The organism is Streptomyces niger (assembly GCF_000718305.1).
Classification (GTDB): domain Bacteria; phylum Actinomycetota; class Actinomycetes; order Streptomycetales; family Streptomycetaceae; genus Streptomyces; species Streptomyces niger.
In genome coordinates, this window is record NZ_JOFQ01000004.1 from 32935 (window position 1) to 56404 (window position 23470).

Genomic DNA, 23470 nt, shown 5'->3' on the forward strand with positions numbered 1-23470 from the left:
GTCGAGGGGCCGGTTCTCGGGCCAGGTCTCAGGCCTGCTGCTTCTGCTCCGTACGCACCCACGGGGTCTTCGCCTCGCCGAGCGTGACCTGGCGGTCGTTCCACGTGCCGAAGCGCGGGTTCACGTCGATGCCGAGCTGGCGGGAGGTCTTGGCCAGCGACTGGGCCAGCTTCTGCTGCCCCTGCGGCGTCTGGCGGTTCGCGCCGAGCTTCTTCGCGAGGCCGTCCATCAGGATCTGGTTGCGGGCCATGCCGTCGATCTCACCCGGCGCGATGGCCTGCTGGAGCGACATCGCCTTCAGCTGCTCGGCGCCACCGGCCCGCTGCTCGGCGGTGGATCGCCACTTCTGCACGTCGGACCGGCTGGCCTCGACGCCGGCGTCCTTCGCGCCGCGCGCCAGCACCTTGTCGAAGATCATGCTGTTGAGCATGGTCACGCTGAGCCGACCGGTGTTCTGGATCATCTGCGCGCCCTGTGGTGCGCCCTCCTGGGCGGTACGGACGTTCTTCACCCGCGCCTGCAGCTGCGCCACGGTGATCCGCTCGCCGCCCACGACGGCCGCGGCACCGGGGTGCGCGTCGCTGCCGCAGGCGGACAGGAGCGGGGCCGCCACGAGCGCGGCGACGGAAACGGAGAGCGCAGTCCTACGGCGGAGCATTCGGCCTCCCGGCGAAGATCATGAACGCAGCGGGGGGCCTTCAGCACCTCGCGGGCGTCTCAGTCCTGGCGTTGATCGATGGTATGGAGTCCGCGCGGCGCGGACCAGCAATTCGACCAACGATTGCGGCACTTTTGTGTTTCGTACCCAATGCCGGCCGGCGCCCCGTCCACGGGCGGGCCGGCACGCGCCGCGTACGTGGGCAGCGTCAGGGACCGCCACCGGCCGGTTCAGCGGACGCGGGCCAGCCACTCCAGGGTGCGGCGCACCTCCGCCGGGAACGCGTGGTGCGCGCCGTGCACCCGCTCGGCGTCGTACAGCAGCCGGGCGAGCGTCTCCTGTGCCGCGCCGCGCTCGCCGAGCGCGAGCAGCAGGTGGCCGATGGAACGACGTATCTCCAGCGGGCGTACGGGGTCCTCGGGCGCCGCTTCGAAGTGCGGCAGCAGCGTGCGGTACTCCTCCAGGGCCGCGGCGGCCTCGCCCAGTTGCTCCAGGCACTGGGCCGCCTCGAAGCGGAACTGCAGCGCCTGCCGGGCCGCGTGCGGGCCGGAGTCGCGCGCGAACTCCGCTGCCAGCAACCGCAGTTCGGGCAGCGCTCGGCGGTACTGCCCGTCGTCCATGAGCGTGGCGGCGTACTGCTTGCGCAGCGTTCGGACGACCGGTGAGTGCTCGCCGTGCTGCGCGGCCGCCGCCGGCAGGACGCCGCCGAGGATGTCCACGGCCTGGGTGATCCGCCCGTGGTCCAGCAGCCGCTTGACCTCTTCGACGGCGGCGGCGACGTCCACGGGGGCGGCTGCCGGAGCGGATACGGGTGTCGGCGCGTGCGCCGGTCCGGAGGTACGCGGGTCGGTGCTCCTGGCCGCCGGGGCCGGGCCGGCGGCGACCGGGGCGGGAACGGGCACGGACAGCGGCACGCGGGGCGGGGAGGTGGGCTGTGCCGGCGGCCGCGGTACGGCGAAGGCGGGCGGGGCGAGGAAGTACGCCTCGGCCGCGGCGCCGTCCGCCGCGGTGACCGGTGCCGATACGGCCGGGACCGCCGGCCGGGACGCGCCCGCCGGCTGTCCGGCCCGGCCCGGCCACGGCGCGTGCGGCAGCAGGAAGGGCCGGGTCGGGTCCATGGGCGCGACGGGCAGCGGCAGTCCGCCGGCCCCTTCGGTGCCCGCGCCCGTGTCCCCTTCTTCACGTTCTTCACGTTCTTCACGCCCCGCTCCCGCGCGGGGCAGGAGGGGGGCCAACGCCTGGTACACCTCCTGCGCGTCGGCCGGGCGGTGCTCGGGATCCTTGGCCAGCAGCCGCAGCACCAGCGCCTCCAGCTCCGCCGGTACGTCGGCCCGCAGCTGCCGCACCGGCACCGGCTGCTCGTACAGATGGCGGTGCAGCACGCCCAGCGCGGTGGAGCCGGCGAACGGTACGGAGCCGCTGAGCAGTTCGTGCAGCAGCACCCCGAGTGCGTACAGGTCGGTGTAGGGGCCGACCGTGCCGCCCATGGCCTGCTCGGGCGCCATGTAGGCGGGGCTGCCGATGGGCGAGCCGGTGTGGGTGAGGCGGGTGGTGTCGGTGTCCAGGGCTGAGGCGATGCCGAGGTCCAGGACGGTGACCGTGCCGTCCGCCTTGACCATGACGTTCCGGGGCTTGAGGTCGCGGTGCACGATCGGTACCGCGTGCACGGACGCCAGCACCGCGCAGAGCTGGGCGGCCACGCACACCGCCCAGGTCCAGGGGTACGGGTCGTGCTCGGCGAGGTGATCCGCCAGGTCGGCCCCCTCGACGTACTGCATGACCAGGTAGAGGTCGTCGCCGTCGCTGCCCGCGTCGTGCACGGTGACCAGGCCGGGGTGGTCGACCTGTGCGGTCACCCGGCACTCGCGCGCGAAGCGGTGGCGCAGCTCGTCGGCGTCCGGAGCGCCGGCCAGCCGGTCGGGGCGGAGCAGTTTGACGCCGACGCGGCGGTCCAGGCGGCGGTCGTACGCGATCCACACCTGGCCCATGCCCCCCTGGCCGAGCAGCGCGGAGAGTTCGTACCGCCCGGCGATGACTCTGCCGTTCACGGCCTCCCCTCCTCGCGCGGTCCCTGGCTCCCGCGGCCGTCACCCGGCGAGCCGTGGCTCCGGCGGAGGTAGTCGCTGAGCTCGTCCAGCTCGGCCCGCACCTGCTCGATGCGGTGCGGCCGGACGGGCGCGGCGTACGCGGCCGGCGGGGCGGCGTACGGCGCCGGGGTGGCCGGGGTGGCCGGGGTGGCCGGGGTGGCCGGGGGTCCCGGCATGTGCGGTACTCCCGGTGCTCCGTACGCGGGGATGCCGTAGCCGGGGGCGCCGTACGCGGGTGCCCCGTACGGCTGCGTGGTCCGGGCGTGGTCGGGGTGGTACGCCGCGAGGGAGCGGGCCCGGGCGCGGATGTCGACGACGAGGTAGTACGCCACAGCGCCGGCCATCTGGAGGAGGATCACCGCCATCGCGGCGTCTCCACGCCAGTCGCTCTCGGGCACCGAGCCGACCACCGCCAGCAGGGGGACGGTCACCGCCGCGTCCACGCCGAAGAGCCACCAGGCGCCCGGCCGCCGCTGCACGAGCGCGGCCCGCAGCAGCGTGACCCACGCGAGCAGGCCGAGGCTGAGCACGGCGACGCCCACGAAGACCACCCGCAGCAGCACGACCGTCCCCGGCTTGAGCGGGCGCGGCAGTGGCGGAGCCTGGGCTGGGCCGTGCATTGCTGCTCCTGGTCGGTATGGCCGTCGTGGCGGTTTTTTTCGAGCGTATATACCGACACCGACAGGCCCGCCGGGGTTGTACGGAGCCGCATCGCGGTCCGGTCACAACCGCCGCCCGGCCGCCGGACGGAGACGCCGAGTGCCCGGGGCGCCCCGCCCCGAAACCCACTGCGGGCCTCACCCCGGCGGTATGGAGCCGTCCGTGAGGCCGTCGTACAGGCCCTGCGTCAGTCGCTCCCCCAGGCGGGCCGACTCCCGCAGCGCTTCCTCGAACGCGGCGAGGGCCCGGAAGCGTTCGCCGTACTCGCGCTGCTCGGCCGGGGGCAGCCGGGGCAGTTGGAGGCGGCGGACGTCGAGCCGGGTGGCGGTGGAGGCGTAGCTGCTGGCCTGGCGGTTGTTGGCGGTACCGCGCAGGAACCCGGCCAGGAACCACGGGTCCAGCGCGGCGGGGTCGGGCCGCAGCAGGTAGAGGTTCCGGCCGAGCGCGGCGCCTTCGGTGGCGGCGTCGACGACCCGGGCGATGGCCCCGCCGCCGAGGACGGGCACGACGACGTCGCCGGCCCGGAGGAGGACGGGCTCCTCGGGGGCGTCTCCGGTGGCCGGTTCGGGGAGGGTGCCGGAGGGCTGGGTGCCGCCGATGACGTCGTGCTCGGTGAGTTGGACGGGGCCTTCGCCGGGCGCTGCGGTACCGGGGCCGCCGGCCCGCAGCAGCAGCGCTCCGGCCCGGGCCAGCTCGCCGATGGTGGTCAGCGGCCAGCGGGCGGGCGCCGCCCGGCCGGCGGGTGCGGGCGCCGGGGCGAGGTCGGTCGTACGGGCCAGGGCGGCGGTCAGTTCCTTGTGCGCGCGGGCCAGTTCGGCGGGGCCGCCGGCCGCGGCGGGCGGCGGGAGGTGGCGGGCGGGGGCCAGATCGACGTCGTCGTCGAGCAGGTCGATGGCGGCCAGCGACCGGCGTACGCCCGGCCGTTCCTCGATCCCGCCCTCGTGGTCGAAGGCTCGCCAGGCGTCCAGGACCGTGCCGCGCACCGTCTGCCAGTCGAGCTTGTCGCGGCCGCCCGGGGCCAGCTCGGCGGTGTCGACGACGAGGAGGTGCGGGGCGGGCGGCGGGGCGCTGCCCGGCCGGTGCAGCACCCAGAGGTGCAGCGGGATGCCGTACGGCGGCGCCGCGCCGGCGGGCAGTGCGATGACGGCGCGCAGCGCGCCGCGGCGCAGCAGGTCGGCGCGGATGCGGCGGCCGGAGCGGCGGGAGGCGGCGGCGGGCGGCATGAGCAGCACGGCCGTGCCGCCGACCCGGAGGCGGGCCAGCGCGTGCTGGACCCAGGCCAGCTCCGATTCCGTACGGGCGGGGAAGCCGTACTCCCAGCGGGGGTCGTAGGCGAGGGAGTCGTGGCCCCAATTGCGTTCGTTGAAGGGCGGGTGGGCGAGGACGGCGTCGACCGTCAGATCGGGGAAGGCGTCGGCGCGCAGGGTGTCGGCGGCCCGCACCCGGACCTGTGCCTCCGGCGCGCGCAGCGCCAGGCGGAGGGCGGTGAGCGCGGCGAGGTCGGCGTCGGCCTCCTGTCCGTACAGCTCGGCAGGCTCGACAGGCGCCGCCGGCCCGCGCGGCGCCCCGACTCCCCCGCGGTCCGATCCCCCTGTCCCGGGCGGGGCGTGCCCCTCCCTCAGGTGCGCTCCGTCGTCCGGGCCATCCCCGGGGGTCTGCTCGCGCAAGGGGTGGAGCAGCGTGCCGGTGCCGGCTGCCGGGTCGAGGACGGCGGTGGCGGGGCCGGCCAGTTCGGCCATGAGGGCGGCGAGGCCGGGCGGGGTGAGCGTGTACTGCCGGGAGTTGGCGTCCAGGTGGCGGCCGAGCAGGAACTCGTAGGCGTACGGCGCGCCTTCGGCGTCCTCGGCCAGCTCCGCCGCCGCGCGCACCAGGGCGCTGGAGGGGGCGAGGGCCTCGCGGGTGAGGCCGGTGACGGGGTGGGCGGGGCCGAGCCGGGCGGTCAGGACGGCGTCCAGCGCGGGCAGCAGGAGATCGGTCAGCTCGGCGTCGTCATCGGCCCGGGCCAGGCCGCGCCAGACGGCGGGGCGGTCCCGGACGAGGAGGAGGACTGCGCCGACGTGCCGCAGGGCGACGGCGGCGCCGGCGGGATGGCCCGTGACCTGCTGCCATACCCGCTCGCGCAGCGGCACTTCGGCGAGCTTGCCCTGGTCGCGCAGCCACTGCTCAACGGCGGTCAGCGCGAAGGCGGGACTGGCCTCGGTCCCGCCGACCGGTTTGGGGAAGTCGGCGTGCCGGCGGCGCCAGTTGCTGACCGCGGCCCGTCCCACGCCGGCCAGGCGCGCGATGCCCGCAGCGGTCACCTCCGCCGCGACCGCGGCTTCCAGCGGGGTCTCCGCCGGGGTCTCCGGTGTTGCGTTGTCCGGCACCTGACTGGCTCCCGTCCCGTCGCTCGTCGCGCGCTGTGACGCCTGTGTCAGCGAGCATACCCACGACATCGCCGCCAACCCCTTCACGGCGTGAATACACACTTTCCCGTGAATCGTGTTGACTCGGTTCACAGGCTCTGGTGTTATTGAGCCATCGCGGTACCTGCTCCACCTTTCTCGGCTTTCTCGGCTTTCTCAGCTTTCTCAGCGCTTTCTCTCATCTCTGCGTTTTTCTCCTCTTTCTCCTTCAGGTCGCTTCGTCAGAACCGATCGAGACTCCCGGAAGGGACCCACAGCCATGTCCCAGCAGATGCAGTTCCCGCCCGGACCGCCGGTCCCGATGGGCGCCCCGGCGCCGCAGACCGCGCGTAACGGCCTGGGCATCGCGACCCTCGTGCTCGGCGTGATCGGTGTGCTGTCCGGCCTGATACCGCTGCTGTTCTGGCTCGCCGGCACGCTCGGCCTGCTGGCCCTGATCTTCGGTCTGATCGGCCGCGGCCGGGCCAAGCGCGGCCAGGCCACCAACAAGGGGGTCGCGCTCGCGGGCCTCCTGCTGGGCATCGCCGCGATGATCGTGGCCGTGATCGGCGCGGTGATCACCTTCACCGCGGTCAAGGGCGCGGTGGACGAGATCAACAAGTCGCTGGAGTCGTCCACGGCGCAGCCGAAGACCGGCACGGAGGGTGCGGACGCGGCCGACACCGAGGGCGGCGCGAACGGCTCGACGGGCGAGGCGCTGCACGCCGGTGACACCGCCGAGTACGACACCGGGCTGAGCGTCACCGTCTCCAAGGCCTCGTCGTACAGCCCCGACGAGTTCGCCGTCGGCCACAAGGGCGGCAACAAGGCCTACAAGGTCACCGTGCAGCTGCAGAACAAGGGCAAGGAGAAGTTCGACAGCACGCTGACCCTGGTCGAGGCGCGGGCCGGCGAGGACGGTAAGGAAGCCGAGCAGATATTCGACGGCTCGGTCGGCAAGGGCTTCAACGGCAAGATCCTGCCGGGCAAGACCGCGACCGTGGAGTTCGCCTTCGACACCCCGGCCGCCGCGAAGAACCTCGACGTCGAGGTCACGCCGGGCCTGGAGCTGGAAGCGTCCCAGTGGGAGCTGAAGCTGTAACCCACGGAGCCGTTCCGCGACGGGGCCCGGCCACCACGGCCGGGCCCCGTCGTATCGGCACCACCGCCTCCGTTCCCCGCGGCGGCCGGCGCTTCCGCTACTTCGCGTGGAAGCGGGGCGGGGCCGCGGTGGGGTTGCCGCCGGTGGGGAGCTTCTCCGCCGGGCAGGTACGCAGGACCTTCGCCATCGCCGCCTTCTCCGCCCGGGTGACCCACAGCCCGTACTTCTTCTTCACCGCGACCTGGTGGGCGATGTAGTCGCAGCGGTAGCTCTTCTCGGCCGGGAGCCAGGTGGCCGCGTCGCCGTCGCTCTTCTGCCGGTTGGCGGAAGCGCCGACGGCGATGAGGTTCAGCGGGTCGTTGGCCAGCGCGATCCGCTTGCCGGCCGGCCACTGCTGAGCGCCCTTCTGCCAGGCGTCCGACAGCGCCACCACATGATCGATGTCCACCAGACTGCTGCCGCGCCGGAACTCCACCCGCTGCCCGGTGTACGGATCCTTCGCCAACTCGCCCGAGGACACCTTGCAGTGCCCGTCCTGGAAGCGCACCCGCGTCAGGTCGCGCTTGAGGATGTCCTCACGGGTCGGGCAGCCGTTGCTGTCGGTGTCGGCCCAGGCGGTACCGAACCGCTCACGGTCGTAACCGGTCTTCGGGGCACGCCCCTTCACCGTCAGCGTGCCGACCGCCGCCAGCGCGCTGCCGGGTTCGCCCGTCGCCGAGGGAACGTCCGGGCTCCCCCGTCCGTCTCCTTGAGTACCGCCACCCGACGGGTTGCAGCCGGCCAGGGCGAGCGTCGCGGCCAGAGCTGCCGCGGGAAGCGCGGCACGGCGTACGGGAAACGGGGACCGTATCAAGGGGGCATCCAATCTTCGGTGAGGCAGGACGGGCGGCCGGGACGCTGCGGCGCGTACCGCCCCGGTGACCGTACGTCTCGACGGCCACCTCGTAGGACGGGCCGCCCCCTTCGATGGTTTCGAGTACCTTTTCGGAAGTCGACAGAGTAAGGATCCGCATGGAAACGGCCGCAGCCACCGCGGCGGGCGACGCCGGCGCCCGGACCCCGGCCGCGGCCGACGGCCGCGCCCCGCGCGAGCCCCGCCTCCTCCGCGGCCCGGCCGCCGCGCTCCGCGCCCCGCGCCTGGACCCGTACTGGACGGCCGTCGTCCTCTTCGCCCTCTTCGCCACGCTCTCCGCGCAGCGTTACCTCACCCTGGGCACGATCTCCTGGGACCTGGGGATATTCGAGCAGGTCGTACGGTCCTACGCGCATCTGCAGGCGCCCGTCGCCGACCTGAAGGGGCCGGGCGCGAACATCCTCGGGGACCACTTCAGTCCGATCCTCGTCCTGCTCGCCCCGCTCTACCGGCTGCTCCCCTCCCCCCTCACCCTGCTCACGGCGCAGGCCGCGCTCTTCGCGCTGTCCGCCGTGCCCGTCACCCGGTGCGCGGGCCGGCTGCTCGGCCGCCGCGCCGGGCTCGCGATCGGCGCAGCGTACGGACTGTCCTGGGGCCTCCAGCGCGCCGTCGACTTCGACTTCCACGAGATCGCGTTCGCGCTGCCGATGATCGCCTTCGCGCTGGAGGCGGTGGTGCACCGGCGGTGGACCGCGGCGGCGTGCTGGGCGGCGCCGCTGGTCCTGGTCAAGGAGGACCTGGGCATCACCGCGGCGGCCATCGGCGTGATCATCGTGATCCGGGCGCGGCGGGCGGTCCCCGCGGGCCTCGCGCTGGCCGCCTTCGGGCTGGTCGCGACCGTCCTCACCCTCGCCGTGATCATCCCGGCGTTCAACGGCGCCGGCTCGTACGACTACTGGACCAAGCTCAGCGGCGACGGCGGCCCGGCCCCCGTCATCCCCCTGGACACGGCCGTCCGTACGCTGCTGTGGACCCTGCTGCCGACGACCGGCCTGCTGGCGCTGCGCTCACCCCTGCTGCTCGCCGCCGTACCGACGATCGGCTGGCGCTTCGTCTCGCACGACGACCACTACTGGGGCACCGACTGGCACTACAGCGCCGTCCTGATGCCGGTGGTGTTCCTGGCGCTGGTGGACGCACTGCCCCGGTTCCGTACGAGCAGCCGCCCCTGGCTGCGGGGTTACGCCGCGCATCTGCCGGCCGCCGCGGCGGCCGCGGCGCTCGCGCTGACCACGACGCTGCCGCTGGCCCGGCTCACCGAAGCGGCGACGTACCGCACGCCGCCCGCCGTCGCCCAGACCGAGGCGCTGCTCGCGCGCATCCCCGACGGCGCGACCGTCGAGGCCGACGTCCGGCCCATCAGCCGCCTCACCGGCCGGACGACGGTGTACTGGATAGGCGACACCCGGGGCATAGCCCCGGACTACGTCGCGGTCCAGCTCCGCGACGGACGGACCACGTCCCAGGCCGTCACGGAGGCCGGCGACCGCCACCCGGGCACGGTCTACGTCCCGGACGGCGAGGCGGCCGGCGTGACCCTCCTGAAGCGGGCCACGAAGGACTGAGCGGTGGCGGGCCCCCGGCCCGCCACGCCCACCGGGCCCGACCGTCACGCCCACCGGGCCCGACCGTCGGGCCCGGTTACGACCCCAGGATCGACGTCAGGAACTCGCCCACCCACGAGAGCAGTTCGCGGCCGACCACGGGCTTGCCGCCGATCTTGCCGGTGGTCGGGCGGGGCACCAGGATCTGGTGGGTGGCCGGCTTGATGACCGTGCGCGGGTACAGCCGCTTCAGCCGCAGCTCCTGGGATTCGCGCAGCTCGACCGGGCCGAAGCGGACGTTGGAGCCCTGCAGGGTGATGTCGGTGACGCCGCAGGCGCGGGCGAGCATCCGCAGGCCCGCGACGAGCAGCAGGTTCTCCACCGGCTCCGGCAGCTTGCCGTAACGGTCGGTCAGCTCCTCGCGTACCGCGGCGATGTCCTCCTCGGAGTTGGCCGAGGCGATCGCGCGGTAGGCCTGGAGACGCAGCCGCTCGCCGGGCGCGTAGTCGTGCGGGACGTGCGCGTCGACCGGCAGCTCGATCTTGACCTCCAGCGGCGGCTCCTCCGCTGCCTTTCCGTCCGCTCCCTCCAGCGAGGCGCGGTAGTCCGCGACGGCCTCGCCGACCATGCGGACGTAGAGGTCGAAGCCGACGCCGGCGATGTGGCCCGACTGCTCGCCGCCGAGGAGGTTGCCCGCGCCGCGGATCTCCAGGTCCTTCATCGCGACGTACATGCCGGCGCCCATCTCGGTGTGCTGCGCGATGGTCGCCAGGCGCTCGTGCGCGGTCTCGGTGAGCGGCTTCTCCGGCGGGTAGAGGAAGTAGGCGTAGCCGCGCTCCCGGCCACGGCCGACGCGGCCGCGCAGCTGATGCAGCTGCGAGAGGCCGAAGTTGTCGCCTCGTTCGACGATCAGGGTGTTGGCGTTGGAGATGTCGATGCCGGACTCGACGATCGTCGTGGCGACCAGGACGTCGGACTTCTTCTCCCAGAAGTCGACGACGACCTGTTCGAGGGCGGACTCGGACATCTGGCCGTGCGCGGTGGCGATGCGGGCCTCGGGGACGATCTCGCGGAGCCGGGCGGCGGCGCGGTCGATGGACTCCACACGGTTGTGGATGTAGAAGACCTGGCCCTCGCGGAGCAGTTCGCGGCGGATGGCGGCGCCGATCTGCTTCTCCTCGTACGGCCCGACGAAGGTCAGGACCGGGTGCCGCTCCTCGGGCGGGGTGGTGATGGTGGACATCTCGCGGATGCCCGTCACCGCCATCTCCAGCGTTCGGGGGATGGGGGTCGCGGACATGGTCAGCACGTCGACGTTGGCGCGGAGCTTCTTCAGCTGCTCCTTGTGCTCGACGCCGAAGCGCTGCTCCTCGTCGACGATGACCAGGCCCAGGTCCTTGAACTTGGTCTCGGAGGAGAACAGGCGGTGGGTGCCGATGACGATGTCGACGGAGCCGTCCTTGAGCCCTTCGAGGGTGGCCTTGGACTCGGTCTCGGTCTGGAAGCGGGAGAGCGCGCGGACGTTCACGGGGAACTGGCCGTAGCGCTCGGTGAAGGTCCCGTAGTGCTGCTGCACGAGGAGCGTGGTCGGCACGAGCACGGCGACCTGCTTGCCGTCCTGGACGGCCTTGAAGGCGGCGCGCACCGCGATCTCGGTCTTGCCGTAGCCGACGTCGCCGCAGATCAGCCGGTCCATCGGGACCGTCTTCTCCATGTCCTCCTTGACCTCGGCGATGGTGGTGAGCTGGTCGGGCGTCTCCGCGTACGGGAAGGCGTCCTCCAGCTCGCGCTGCCAGGGGGTGTCCGGGCCGAAGGCGTGGCCGGGCGCCGCCATCCGCGCCGAGTACAGCTTGATCAGATCGGCGGCGATCTCCTTGACGGCCTTCTTCGCGCGCGCCTTGGTCTTGGTCCAGTCGGCGCCGCCGAGGCGGTGCAGCGTCGGGGCCTCGCCACCGACGTACTTGGTGACCTGCTCCAACTGGTCGGTGGGGATGTAGAGGCGGTCGCCGGGCTGGCCGCGCTTGGCGGGCGCGTACTCCACGAGGAGGTACTCGCGGGTGGCGCCCTGCACCGTGCGCTGGATCATCTCGATGTAGCGGCCCACGCCGTGCTGCTCGTGGACGATGTAGTCGCCCGCTTCGAGGGTGAGCGGGTCGATGGTCTTGCGGCGCCGGGCCGGCATCCGGGTGGCGTCCTTGCCGGCCGCCTTCTGGCCCGAGAGGTCGGTCTCGGTGAGCACCGCGAGCTTCAGCTGCGGATCGACGAAGCCGTTGTCGATCGAGCCGCAGGAGACGTGCACGACGGACGGGGAGATCTCCGTCAGCTCCGGGTCCAGGCGGGCCGCGATGCCCTCGCCGCCGAGCACCTCGACGGTGCGGGAGGCGGGGCCGTGCCCTTCGGTGAGGTAGACCGTGCGCCAGCCGTCGGCCAGCCACTGCTTGGTGTCGGCGAGCGCGCGCTGGGTGTCGCCTCTGTACGTCTCGGGGGCGTGCATGCCCAGCTTGAGGGTGTCCCCGTCGTCGTCCCCCGCCTCGTCGGCGGCGAACTGGGAGACCGACCACCACATCATGCCCAGCTCGCGGGCGTGGTCCCGGACGTCGGCGATGCCCCACAGGGACGCCGCGCCCACGTCGATGGGGGCCTCGCCACCGCCGGCGGTGGCGGCCCAGGACGCCTGCAGGAACTCCTGGCTGGTGGCGACCAGGTCGGCGGCGCGCGTGCGGACCCGCTCGGGGTCGCAGACCACGGTCATGGAGCCGGCCGGGAGCACGTCCAGCAGCAGCTCCATCTCGTCCACCAGGACAGGGGCGAGGGACTCCATGCCCTCGACCGCGATGCCCTCGGCGATCTTGCCGAGCAGTTCGCCCAGCTCGGGGTGGTCCTCGGCGAGCGCGGCTGCCCGCTCCCGTACGGAGTCGGTGAGCAGCAGCTCACGGCAGGGCGGGGCCCACAGGCCGTGCTCGGCGATCTCCAGGGAGCGCTGGTCGGCGACCTTGAAGTACCGGATCTCCTCGACGTCGTCGCCCCAGAACTCGACCCGGAGGGGGTGCTCCTCGGTGGGCGGGAAGACGTCCAGGATGCCGCCGCGTACCGCGAACTCGCCGCGCTTCTCGACCAGTTCGACGCGGGCGTACGCGGCGGCGGCCAGGCCGTCCACGATCTCGCCGAGGTCCGCGGTGTCACCCGTGCGCAGGGCGACCGGCTCCAGCTCGCCGAGCCCCTTGACCTGCGGCTGGAGCACGGAGCGCACGGGTGCGACGACGACGGAGACGGGCCCGGCGGCCGGGTCGTCCTTGCTGGGGTGGGTCAGCCGGCGCAGCACGGCGAGGCGGCGGCCGACGGTGTCCGAGCGGGGCGAGAGGCGCTCGTGCGGCAGAGTCTCCCAGGACGGGTACTCCACGACGCCGTCCGCGGGCAGCAGCGAGCGCAGCGCGGCCGCCAGGTCCTCGGCCTCCCGGCCGGTCGCGGTGACCGCCAGCACCGGCCGCTGGGCGTCACGGGCCAGCGCGGCGACGGCGAAGGGGCGGGCGGCCGGGGGGCCGACCAGGTCCACATGGGGACGGTGCCCGTCGGCCGCGGCCTCGACCGCTTCGGCCAGCGCCGGGTCCCGTACGACGGCGTCGAGCAGTCCTGTCAGGCTCATGAAAAGGCTTCCGTCCCAGGGAGTCGGACAACGCGAACGACCGGCCGCTTCGGTACCGCGGGCTGGGCGCGACGCACGGGGCGTACGTGACGCCGGCAGCCGGTGCGCGGTGAGCGGGCCGGGGTTTCCCAGGGTACGCCCGCCCGCCGACAGACACCGGCGGTACCGGCCCTCCGGCACCGCGCCGAACCGGGCACCGGCACCCGTACGCGCCGGCCCGCGTCCGGCCGCCGGGGCGCGCTCCGATCCGCCCCCGCCCTGCCTCTCCACCCCTGCCCGCTCCGGCGCGCCGCCGTCTCGCTCTGCGAGCGGCCCCGTTCCGCAAGCCGGCCCCGCGTGGAATGGTGTGCGGTACACGGATACGGCGGAGGGGGCGCGGTGAGCGGGACCGGTGGAGGCGGCACGGTGAGCGGAGCCGGCGGACGGACGGACCCGGAACGGGCCCCGGCGGCGACACCGGAGACGGTACCGAAGGCGCCCGGCACGGCCGCGGCAGCGGCAGCGGCAGCGGCAGCACCGAAGGCGGCCGGGAAGACCACCGTCCCGACCACCCGGCGCGGCCCCGTCGTCGCGGCCCTCATGCTCGGCATGGCGCTGGCCGCGCTGGACTCCACCATCATCGCCACCGCCGTCCCCCAGATCGTCGGCGACCTCGGCGGGTTCTCGGTCTTCTCCTGGCTCTTCTCCGGCTACCTGCTGGCCGTCACCGTCACCCTGCCCGTCTACGGCAAGCTCTCGGACACGTTCGGCCGCAAGCCCGTCCTGGTCACCGGCATCGTGATCTTCCTCGCCGGGTCGCTGCTGTGCGCGGGCGCCTGGAACATGGCCTCCCTCATCGCCTTCCGCGTCCTGCAGGGCCTCGGCGGCGGCGCGCTCCAAGGCACCGTGCAGACCATCGCCGCCGATCTGTACCCGATGAAGGAGCGGCCCCGGATCCAGGCCAAGCTTTCCACCGTCTGGGCCACCTCCTCGGTGGCCGGGCCCGCACTCGGCGGCCTGCTCGCGGCGTACGCGGACTGGCGCTGGATCTTCCTCGTCAACCTGCCGGTCGGCGTGCTCGCCCTCTGGCTCGTGCTGCGCCACTTCTTCGAAGACAAGAGGGGCTTCGAAGACAAGCGGAGCTTCGAAGGCAAGCGGGGCTTCGAAGGCAAGCGAGGCGCCGAGAGGGAGAGGGCCTCCGAGGGTGATAGGGGCACCGAGGGTGCGGCGCGCCGCTCCCTGGCCGTCCGGTCGCGCATCGACTGGCCCGGCGCGCTGGCCATCTTCGCCTGCGGCGGGCTGCTGCTGACCGCGCTCGTCCAGGGCGGCGTCGCCTGGCCCTGGCTCTCCACACCCTCGCTGCTCCTACTGGGCGGCAGCGTCCTGTGCGCGGCCGCCACCGTGCTGATCGAGCGCCGCGCCGCCGAACCGATCATCCCCGGCTGGGTCTGGCGCCGCCGCACCATCTCCACCGTCAACCTCGCGCTCGGCGCCCTCGGCCTGCTGATGGTCGCGCCGACCGTCTTCCTGCCCACCTACGCGCAGGCCGTGTTGGGACTCGGTCCGATCGCGGCCGGCTTCGTGCTGTCCACCATGACCATGAGCTGGCCCGTGGCCGCCGCGCTCAGCAGCCACGTCTACAACCGCTTCGGCATCCGCACCTGCGCGCTCCTCGGCATGGGCGCCAGCACGCTGGTGCTGCTGGTCTTCCCGCAACTGCCCTACCCCGGCGCGGCCTGGCAGCCGGCCCTGCTCTCGCTCGCGCTGGGCGCCACCCTCGGCCTCTTCCAGCTGCCGCTGATCATCGGCGTGCAGTCCTCCGTCGGGTACGCCGAACGCGGCACCGCCACCGCCTCGATCCTCTTCTGCCGCCAGGTCGGCCAGTCCGTCGGCGCCGCGCTCTTCGGGGCCGTCGCCAACGCCACCCTGGCCGGGCGGCTCGCGGACGCGCCCGCGGACCTGCGCGCCGGGCTGCCGGACGGCCTGGACGCCGTCTCCCGGTCGCTGGAGCACGCCGGTGCGCTCACCGACCGCGCCGCCGACTATCTGCGCCGCGCCGTGGACGTCACCGTCGAGCACGTCTACTACGGCGCGGCGGTCGCCGGCCTCCTGGCGCTGGCCGCGCTGCTCTTCGCGCCCCGCCGTTTCCCCGTCCACGCGGACGTGCGGGACGGCGACGTGCGGGACGGCGACGTGCGGGACGGCGACGTGCGGGACGGCGACGTACGGGACGGCGACGTACGGGACGGTGCGGACGCCGCGCCCGCCGAGAAGAGCTGACGGGCCGCCGGCTTCCGGGCGCAGCGGCTCAGCCCTCCGTGCGCGGCAGCTCGGTTTCGAGCGTGTCCTCCTCGTCCGGGTCCACACCGCGCTTGGCGGGCGCCTCCTCGGCGGCGGACGACGCCTCGGGGCCGGCCTCGACGTAGGACTCGCGGCCGGTCGGAGCGGCTTCGCCGTACGCGGTCTCCTCGTCCCCGGGCGCCCCTTCGTGTGCGGAGGCCTCCGCATACCCGGGCGCCTCGTCGTACGTGGTGGCCTCTTCGTGCGGCGAGGCCTCCTCGTGTTCGTACGTGGCGGCCCCTTCTTCGTGTTCTTCGTGTGCGTACGTACCGGCCTCTTCGTGCGGCGCCGCCTCGTACGAGGGCTCCTGCGTCGCCTCGTAGGACGGCTCCCGCGCCGCCTCCTGGGCGGGCGGTTCGGCCGTGTCGTGCTGCGCGTCCGGCGTCTCTTCGGTGTGCTCGCGCACGCCCTCGGCACCGTCCGCCGTCACGTCGTACACATGCCCGGAGTCCTGCGCGTCCGCCGTGCCGTCGGTGTCCGGCTCCGTGCCATCGGCGTCCGGCTCCGTCCCGTCGGCGTCCGGGTCCTTGCCCATGAGGGCGGCCAGACTGCTGCGTACGTGTGCCATGTGGGAGCGCAGCTCCTCGCGGCGCTCCTCGTGCTCACGCAGCACCCGCTCCGTGGCGCGTTCGACGCGGGTCGCCTCGGCCTCGGCACGCGCGATCAGGTCGGCGGCACGGGCCTCGGCCTCCTCGTCGATCTCGCGCGCGGTCTCCTCCATCTTGGCGTAGTAGCGCTGCACCTCCACGATGCGCGCCTCGCCGCGCTCCTCCAGGACCGCGACCCGCTGCTGCATGGCCGCGTCCTGCTCGGCCAGCTGCTGCTCGGCCGCCGCCCACTTGTCGGCCAGGCTCTTCTCCTGGTCCTCCAGCACCTCGGCGGTGCGCCGGCGCATCTCGCGCAGCGACTCCTCCGCCTCCTGGCGCAGCTCCGCCGCCTCCCTGGTGGCCTCCTCGACCATCGAGCGGGCCTCGGCCTCGGCGGCCTCCACGTCGCGCACCGCGGCGTCCTCGGTCTCCCGGTGCAGTTCGAGCGCGTAGGTGTCGGCGGCGTCGCCCTGCTCGCGCCCGTACTCCGCCGCCTCGGTACGCATTCGTTCGGCGGCCTCCGCCGCCTCGGTGCGCAGCCGCTCCGCCTCGGACTCCGTAGTGGTCAGGATCAGCCGGGCCTGCTCACCCAGGGATTCGTACGTCTGGGGCGGCAGCTGCGCCAGGTACTCGCGCAGCCGCTCCAGCTCCGCGGTCATCTCGTTGGCCAGGACCGTGAGGCGGGCCGCCCGTTCCCAGCAGGAGTCGCGGTCCACCGAGAGCCCTTCGACCCTGCGGTCCACGTCCTCCGGACGGTAGCCACGCCCTCGTACGACCTCGAACCCGTGAGGCGACACCGATGTACTCATCCCTCATAGCCCCTCTCCGACAGTGACGTGGTCCGGCGGACATCTTTGTTGATCCGTCCGAAGCACCCATAACGCGACACTCCGCACCTATCCCTGCCCAAGGATGCGTCACTTTTCGGCAGAAGTCGGAATCGGCTCGTCGGCGCGCACGGCACGGAAGAGCCGCCGGGCCCTCTCCTCGTCCCACACGAGCACGTCCCCCGCCCCGGCGACTTCCTCGCCCGGACCGGTCACCGGCACCGTCACGGCCTGTCCCGAGCCGTCCGCCACCTGTTTCATCGACAGTCCCATCTGCGTCAGATCCACCACGCCCGTACGGTCGTCCACCCGCAGCGCCGCCAGCGCGGCGTCCAGCGCCGGCACCACGCGGAACGGGTTCAGCAGCACTCCTGGGCCGAGCATCCGCGCCGACACCGCGCTGATCAGTGCCCGCTGCCGCTGTACGCGCCCCAGATCGCCCCGCGGATCGCTGTACCGGGCCCGTACGTACGCCAGCGCCTGCACGCCGTTCATGCGCGAGCAGCCGGCCGGGAAGTCGGCGCCCGACTTCTCGTCCTTCAACGGCTTGTCCAGGCACAGCCGGATCCCGCCGAGCGCGTCCACGACCTGGACCAGGCCCAGGAAGTCGACCTCGGCGTAGTGGTCCACGCGCAGGCCCGTCGCCTGCTCGACCGTGCGCGAGAGCAGCTTCGCGCCGCCGATGCCGTACGCCGCGTTGATCTTGCTCTTGCCGTGTCCGGGGATCGTCACATAGCTGTCGCGCGGCAGGCTCACCAGGTACGGGCCGCTGTCCCCGTAGTGCAGCATCATCACCGTATCGGTGTTGCGCCCCGCGTCATGGCCTACGTGCAGCTCCTGCTGCTGCCCAGGAGTCAGATCGCGCCGACTGTCGGAACCGACCAGCAGCCAGTTCGTGCCCTTGCCCGAGGACGGCCGCTCCGGATAGCCGCTCAGCGCGTCCATCTGGCGCAACTGACCGCCCGCCCAGAAGAACAGCGCGACCGCCAGCACGAGGGCCAGCAGCACCACCACCGTCACCAGCAACGCGATCCGCCGCGGCCAGGACCGCTCCCGGCGGCGCCGGGCACGCCTGCCGCGGTACAGCGTCGACGAACTCGGCTGCGGCAGCGACGGAGGGGCCATACAGGCATGATCGTGGCGCCCGACCCGCCTCGCAGGTCGAGCGCCACGTTTGACACGACGTCACCGCCGTACGGGGGACACGCCCCCGCCGCGGGACCGGGCCGTACCTCCTACAGCAGGCCGTCCCACATCTGCTCCAGCAGGACCGACCACCAGGTCTCCGGCGAGTTGAGCGCCGCCGGGTCCAGCGACGCCAGCTGCACCTGGAAGTCCGTGGTCCAGCGTCCCGCCTGCTCCGGGTTCAGCCCGTACCGCAGCCGCCACATGCGGCCCAGCATCGCCATGCAACGCACGAACTCGGGCAGCCCGGTGTTCACGAACTGCGGCGTCGCCGCCTGCCCGCCCGGCCCTGCCTCCAGCGGTACCGCCACGATGTGCGCCGTGCCGTACTGCACGCACAGCTGACGGCCGAAGTCCGAGCCCATCACCAGGTACGAGCCCGCATCGGGGGCCGGCTGCACGCCCCGCTCCTGGGCCAGCTCGGCCAGCGTCGGCACCGGACGGCCCGGCTGCGCCTGCCCCCAGAAGAACGGGCCGAAATCGACCGGCACGCCGGCCCACACCAGGGTCTGCGCCACGACGTCGGGCACGCCCTGCCGGGAGACCGCCCGCTGATCGAAGCGGAACACCCCCTGCGGCCCGAACGCCTGCTCCAGCTCCTGGCCGATCGCCTGCGGCGGGACCGGCGGGACGAGCTGGAGCTGCGAGGGATGCGGCAGCGGCACGCGTACCGGGGCCGGACGCGCCGGGCCGTCCGCCACCTGGTGCAGCTCGCCCTGGTGCTCGACCAGATGACGTACGCCCTGCTGCCGCGAGGCGTGGTCGTGGCCGTACGCGGCGGTGTGGCTGATCCGCACCTGCGGCCAGGTCTCCCGAATCATCCGTGCGCAGTAACCGCCCGGCAGATCGCAGGACTCCAGCTCGGTGTGGAGCTCCAGCACCTGCTGCGGCGGCACGTTCAGGCCGCGCAGCTCGTGCAGGATCTGCCACTCCGGGTGCGGCGTGCCGGGCGCCGAACGCCGGATGATCTGCTGCTCGGAGCCGTCGGGCGCGCGGTACCGCAGCACGGCCATGTAGCCGGGGCCGACCGTCGGCCGGCCGCCCGGCGCCTGCGGATAGCCGTACGCGCCGGGTCCGGCGGGCGGTCCGGCGGGCGCGCCGGGCTGCTGTCCCATAGGCGGCGCGGGCGGTGGCGCAGCGGGGCCGGGCGGGGGCGTACCAGGGCTCGCCAGCATCGTGGCCGCGGCGTGCACGCCCCCACCGGGCGCGCCGGGAGCGGCCGGGACGGCCGGCGGCGTACCGGGGGCCGGGGGCGGCGGCGGAGGCGCACCGGGTCCCGCGGCGCCGGGCGTACCGGGCGGCGCGGGCGGCGGCGGACCGTCGCCCCTGCCGGCGGCGGAGTTGCCGGGCAGCGACGCGCCGTCGGCCAGCATCGTGGCGGCCGCGTGCACGCCACCGCCGGGCGCACCGGGCACACCGGGCGCGCCGGGCGCACTGGGAGCACCGGGAGCGCCGGGCGCACCGGTACCACCAGGAGCGCCGGGAGGCGGCGTCTGCGAGCTGTCCGCCGCGTCCGGGGTGTCCGAGGGCCCCGCCGCACTCGGGTCGAGCGCGGACACCAACTGCGTCGGCACGTAACCGCCCGCCGGGCCACCGGGGGCCGCGGACGGCGCACCCGGGCCGTGCGGGTCGATCTCGGCCTTGTCGGTCGCCTCGTCCGCAATCTCGGCGGGCGACGGCCGACCGGCACCGGGGACACCGGGAGGCGGCGGCGTACCGGGCGCGGCGGACGGCGGCGGAGGCGTACCGGGCGCGGCGGACGACGGCGCTACAGGAGCAGCCGACTGCGGTGTACCGGGCGCGGCGGACGGCGGCATATCGGGGGCAGCCGGGGGCGGCGCATCGGGGGCGGCGGGCGGCGGCGTACTCGTGCCGGGCGCAGCGGCCGCCCCGGGAGGCGGCGGCAGGTGCGTCGCGGGCGGGCCGGACGGCGGCGGCAGGTGCGAGAACGTGGGAGGGGACGCGGGCGGGGGCCCGGGAGCGGCGGCCCCCGGGTCCTCGATGGCGGGCGCGACCGCGGTCGGCGGCAGGTTGCTGCCGCCCGGCAGCAGCTCGGTCCTGGCATCCGGGCGCACCGAAGGCCGGTCCGGGTGCGCGGCCGCGTCCTCGTCGATGTCCAGCTGCGGCGCGAACACGGTCGCGGGCAGCCCCACCGACCGGTCGTCCTCGTCGTCGTCCGCGGTGATGTCCCTGCCCTCCCACGAGGGCGCGGCGGGCGCGGACGCGGCGGGCGCGGACGCGGCGGGCGGCGCGGGCGGCCCGACCGGCGCGGCGGGCCGCTCAGCAGGCGGCGGCACGGCGGCAGCCGCGACCGGCGGCTCGGCGGGCGGCGCTGCCGGCGGCGCAGCAGGCGGGCCGGGCGGCGCGGCGGCAGGCTCGGACGGCGGGGCGAACGGCGGGGCGAACGGCGGCTCGGCAGCGGATGCGGCAGAGGCGGGAGGGCCGGACGGGGCGGCGGCGGACGCCTCGGCCTCCGCCGACACCGACTCCCGCTCCGACACCGACTCCCGCTCCGACGCCGATTCCTGCTCCGGCGCCGGCTTCGGCACCGCTCCCGGCACCGAGTTCTGCTTCGGCTCCGGCGCCGGCTCCGAGACCGCCCCCGGCGCCGAGTTAAGCCCCTGCTCCGGCACCGGCGCCGGCTCCGACACGGACTCCGGCACCGGCTCCGCCTTCGGCTCCCGCTCCGACTCCGGCCGCCGGTCCGGGATGCCGATCGCGTCCGCCGCCTCCTGCAGCCACTCCGGCGGCGTCAGCAGGAACGACGTCTGTTCCAGATCGATGCGCTGCGGCGGCACCTCGGGAACCGGCGCGGCGTCCGGCACCGTGCCGTACTCCTCCTCGTACCGGCGGATCACCTCACCCACCGGGAATCCCGGCCACAGCGTCGTCTCGCCGCTGTCCCGGGCGATCACCAGCCGTTGCCGGCCGCCGTCCACGACCGGACCACCCGCACGGTCCTCCGCCCAGGCCACGAAGCCCAGGTCGAACTCCCGTACCCGTACCTCGCGCTGCTGGTACGCCGGCACATCGCCGTTGACCCAGCGCTCCGCGCGCTCCTGCGCCTGCGCGAACGTCACCATCGCGCCTCACCCCTCCACCGGAACGGCGCGCGCGAAGCCGCCGTCCACCATCAGGTTCGCCACGGTCTCCAGCTCCGGCGGATTGCCCGCGAGGCGCTCCAGGAAGTCGTCGAAGTCCGCACCGCACGGCAACAGCAGCCGCTCCACCCGCTCCTGGACCGTCCAGCCGTCCCGGTCCCGCGCGTCGTCGTACGCGCAGAACCACACCGACCCGACCGCGTCACCCCGCACCTTCACGGCGATCACGCCGCCCTGGACGAACCCGACGCCCAGGTAGTCCTTCGTGAAGTGGTCCCGCAGACACTTGTTCACGTAGACCAGATCGTTCACGGCCGCTTCGTCCCGCACCGTGAAGAACGGCTGGTCCACCAGGAGCCCCAGCTCCGGATCGAGCGCGGCCCCTACGGGCGCGCAGCCACCCGCCGCCTTCAAGAACGCCCGGTACGCGCCCGGCAGCCGGTACCCCAGCGCCTCCTCGGCCTGCAGCACCGCGTCCTCGGCCACCGACACGTCGCGGTACGGCAGCCCGAAGTGCGCGGGCCGCGTCTCCTGAAGGGGCCGCGTCCCGCGCTTGTCGTGGTCCACCGCCGCCGTCGCCAGCCCGCCGTGGTGTCGCAGCAGCGCCTTAACCTCGACCGGCACCAGCTGCAGCCGCCGCGTGCCCGCCACGTGGTGCCAGGTCCAGCCGTGCGGCGTCGCCACCGCCGGCACGTCCTCCCACAGCTCGTGACCCTCCGCGTGCAGCGCCGCGTTGGCCGACACGAAGTCCGTCAGCCGCAACTCGTCGACACCGAAACCTTCCGGCGGCTCGGCGATCTCCGCCGCAGCGCGCGCGTACGGCGAGAAGTCCGGGAACCCGTTCCCGTCCACCCGTACGCCCCTCGGGAAGCGCGCCGCCCGTACCGGGTCCGGGAAATGCACGACCTGCCCGGCGTAGGCCGTGTTCGGTGGCGCGGCACGTCCCCCAGCCTCGCGGCTGGGCGGTACCCCCAGCCCACTGAATGGACCTGTCGTCATGGCGGATGCCCCCTGGCTGGAACTGGCTACTGCCGCACAGCCTAAGCGGTACGGCAACCCCCACCCCGCGCACCGGTCGGCGTCCGACGACCACCCGCCGAGCGCCCACCGGCCGTCCACAGCAAGGCCGTACACGCGTGCTGGCACACCCCCGACCGGCCGACTGTCACGGGCCGGTGACGAGGACTGTCACCGACCAGTGACACCCGCACGGCAAGCCCGACTTCCGCAACACCCAGCGCGTTTGGCAGGCTGACCCCCGCAGACGGGGGGATGCAGGGAGGGAAACACCGGATGAGCACCACCGCACAGTCAGCAGCACGGTCAGCGACGCAGTCCGCCGAGCGGCCCACGGAACAGCACACCGCACCGGCGTCGGCGCACCCCGCCGGCGACCCCCGGATCGGCTGGAGCAACTCCGCCGAGACCGCCGGACCGCCCATACTCCGGCACCGCCGCGACGGCATCCTCCCCACCGTCGCCGCCGCCCTCTCCGTACGCGGCGAGACCCTCACCTGCACCGCCAGCAAATCCGAACAGCCGCCCACGCTGCACCCGCTCGTCCAGGACTTCCTGGACACCCTCAGCACCGCACAGCGCGAGCGCTTCACCGGCCGCTGTCCCGAAGCCGTCCTGCTCTCCCGGCACCTCACCGCCGTCGAGGCCGGCCGCTCCAAACGGCAGTCCAAAAAACCGCTCACCAACGGCGAGGCCCGCCGCTCCCTGAAGCACTCCAAGCTCACCGCCCGGCACATCCGCGAGGACGGCGACCCCCAGCACGGCCACTACGCGGCGCCCTGCCGCTCCTGCGACGCGCTCCTCGCCTTCTTCGGCGTCATGCCCGTCGGCTTCGCCTCGGCAGGGAGCTGAACCGCACCATGAGCCCCTCCACCCCCGCCACCACCGCGTACGACCGCGCCGCCGGCGCCACCACGCGCTTCCCCGTCGCCGTCGACGCCGCGCTCCAGGAAGCCGGCTGGCAGCCCGGCCGCTGGAACATCAAGCAGGCCGAACGCTGGGCCGACGCCCTCCGCGAGCACGCCTCGCCCGGCGGCCACCGGCACACCGTCTTCCCCGCCGCCGTCGAGGCCTGGGCCGAATTCGGCGCCCTGCGCATCAGCGCACCCGGCCCGGGCCGGCACATCGCCCCCACGCCCTTCGAGATCGACCCCCTGTACGGCATCCACCTCGCCCGCACCCTCGGGGACCTCGGCCGCGCGCTGGACACCCAGGTCGCCCCCCTCGGCCGCGAAGCGGACAGCCAGGCCACCCTCGCCATCGACGCGCAGGGCCGGATCTACAGCCTCGACCACACCGGCGACTGGTACCTGGGCCACGACATCGACCAGGCCCTGTCCACCCTCGTCCTCGGCTCCCGCCCGACGCGCCTCACGGTCGCCACCTCGGACTGACCCGGACAGCACTCGGGCCGAACCGGACAGCACTCGGGCCGAACCGGAC

General features: G+C 74.0%; 15 protein-coding genes. 5 read left to right on the plus strand and 10 right to left on the minus strand.

From position 1 onward, the window contains the following. Nucleotides 1-28 precede the first annotated feature (28 nt). From IF20_RS09025 to IF20_RS09040, 4 genes are all read right to left on the minus strand, one after another. A complete protein-coding gene (locus IF20_RS09025) occupies nt 29-658 on the minus strand; it encodes a SurA N-terminal domain-containing protein (RefSeq protein WP_052864581.1) in 630 nt (209 codons plus the stop codon). A 230-nt stretch (nt 659-888) separates the two neighbouring features. Beyond that, a complete protein-coding gene (locus IF20_RS09030) occupies nt 889-2706 on the minus strand; it encodes a serine/threonine-protein kinase (protein ID WP_052864582.1) in 1818 nt (605 codons plus the stop codon). Further along, nucleotides 2703-3365 (minus strand): hypothetical protein, encoded by a 663-nt coding sequence (locus IF20_RS39045; RefSeq protein WP_052864583.1) that lies wholly within the window; start codon nt 3363-3365, stop codon nt 2703-2705. The genes IF20_RS09030 and IF20_RS39045 overlap by 4 nt, the downstream gene beginning before the upstream one ends. A gap of 177 nt (nt 3366-3542) precedes the next feature. Beyond that, the gene (locus tag IF20_RS09040; protein ID WP_052864878.1) at nt 3543-5705 is read right to left on the minus strand and encodes an N-6 DNA methylase; all 2163 of its coding nucleotides are present in this window, start codon (nt 5703-5705) and stop codon (nt 3543-3545) included. Between the two features lie 364 nt (nt 5706-6069). On the opposite strand from IF20_RS09040, the gene IF20_RS09045 reads away from it, so the two are divergent. Then, nucleotides 6070-6891: a DUF4190 domain-containing protein gene (locus IF20_RS09045; protein ID WP_052864584.1), complete on the plus strand. Its 822-nt coding sequence runs from the start codon at nt 6070-6072 to the stop codon at nt 6889-6891. Nucleotides 6892-6988: 97 nt separating this feature from the next. On the opposite strand, the gene IF20_RS09050 is transcribed toward IF20_RS09045, so the two are convergent. Next, nucleotides 6989-7741 (minus strand): HNH endonuclease family protein, encoded by a 753-nt coding sequence (locus IF20_RS09050; protein ID WP_407702478.1) that lies wholly within the window; start codon nt 7739-7741, stop codon nt 6989-6991. Nucleotides 7742-7902: 161 nt separating this feature from the next. Here IF20_RS09050 and IF20_RS09055 point away from each other — a divergent pair, with 161 nt between their 5' ends. Continuing rightward, a complete protein-coding gene (locus IF20_RS09055; protein WP_052864585.1) occupies nt 7903-9369 on the plus strand; it encodes a DUF2079 domain-containing protein in 1467 nt (488 codons plus the stop codon). Between the two features lie 76 nt (nt 9370-9445). Here the strand turns inward: IF20_RS09055 and mfd are convergent, their stop codons facing one another. Then, nucleotides 9446-12991 carry a transcription-repair coupling factor gene (gene mfd / locus IF20_RS09060; protein ID WP_052864586.1) on the minus strand — a complete coding sequence of 1182 codons (3546 nt, stop codon included), beginning with the start codon at nt 12989-12991 and terminating at the stop codon, nt 9446-9448. Between the two features lie 405 nt (nt 12992-13396). Between mfd and IF20_RS09065 the strand changes: the two genes are divergently transcribed. After that, nucleotides 13397-15250, plus strand: coding sequence for an MFS transporter (locus IF20_RS09065; protein WP_407702472.1), 1854 nt, complete (start codon nt 13397-13399; stop codon nt 15248-15250). 28 nt (nt 15251-15278) lie between these two features. On the opposite strand, the gene IF20_RS39050 is transcribed toward IF20_RS09065, so the two are convergent. The 4 genes from IF20_RS39050 to IF20_RS09085 all read right to left on the minus strand — a co-directional run bounded on the left by IF20_RS39050 (nt 15279) and on the right by IF20_RS09085 (nt 22009). Continuing rightward, entirely contained in the window at nt 15279-16640 is a 1362-nt protein-coding gene (locus IF20_RS39050; RefSeq protein WP_199896544.1) for a coiled-coil domain-containing protein, read from the minus strand. Nucleotides 16641-16814: 174 nt separating this feature from the next. Continuing rightward, nucleotides 16815-17750, minus strand: a complete 936-nt coding sequence (locus IF20_RS09075; protein WP_052864880.1) for an LCP family protein — start codon at nt 17748-17750, stop codon at nt 16815-16817. Between the two features lie 209 nt (nt 17751-17959). Continuing rightward, complete coding sequence (locus tag IF20_RS09080; RefSeq protein WP_052864587.1) at nt 17960-20992, minus strand: SUKH-4 family immunity protein; 3033 nt, start codon at nt 20990-20992, stop codon at nt 17960-17962. Nucleotides 20993-20998: 6 nt separating this feature from the next. Further along, nucleotides 20999-22009, minus strand: coding sequence for an SMI1/KNR4 family protein (locus IF20_RS09085; RefSeq protein ID WP_110944008.1), 1011 nt, complete (start codon nt 22007-22009; stop codon nt 20999-21001). Nucleotides 22010-22303: 294 nt separating this feature from the next. Between IF20_RS09085 and IF20_RS09090 the strand changes: the two genes are divergently transcribed. Together IF20_RS09090 and IF20_RS09095 are read left to right on the plus strand one after the other, a co-directional pair. Beyond that, entirely contained in the window at nt 22304-22879 is a 576-nt protein-coding gene (locus IF20_RS09090) for a YwqJ-related putative deaminase (protein ID WP_110944009.1), read from the plus strand. Nucleotides 22880-22887: 8 nt separating this feature from the next. Further along, the gene (locus IF20_RS09095) at nt 22888-23421 is read left to right on the plus strand and encodes an SUKH-3 domain-containing protein (RefSeq protein ID WP_052864589.1); all 534 of its coding nucleotides are present in this window, start codon (nt 22888-22890) and stop codon (nt 23419-23421) included. The last annotated feature ends 49 nt before the right edge of the window (nt 23422-23470 follow it).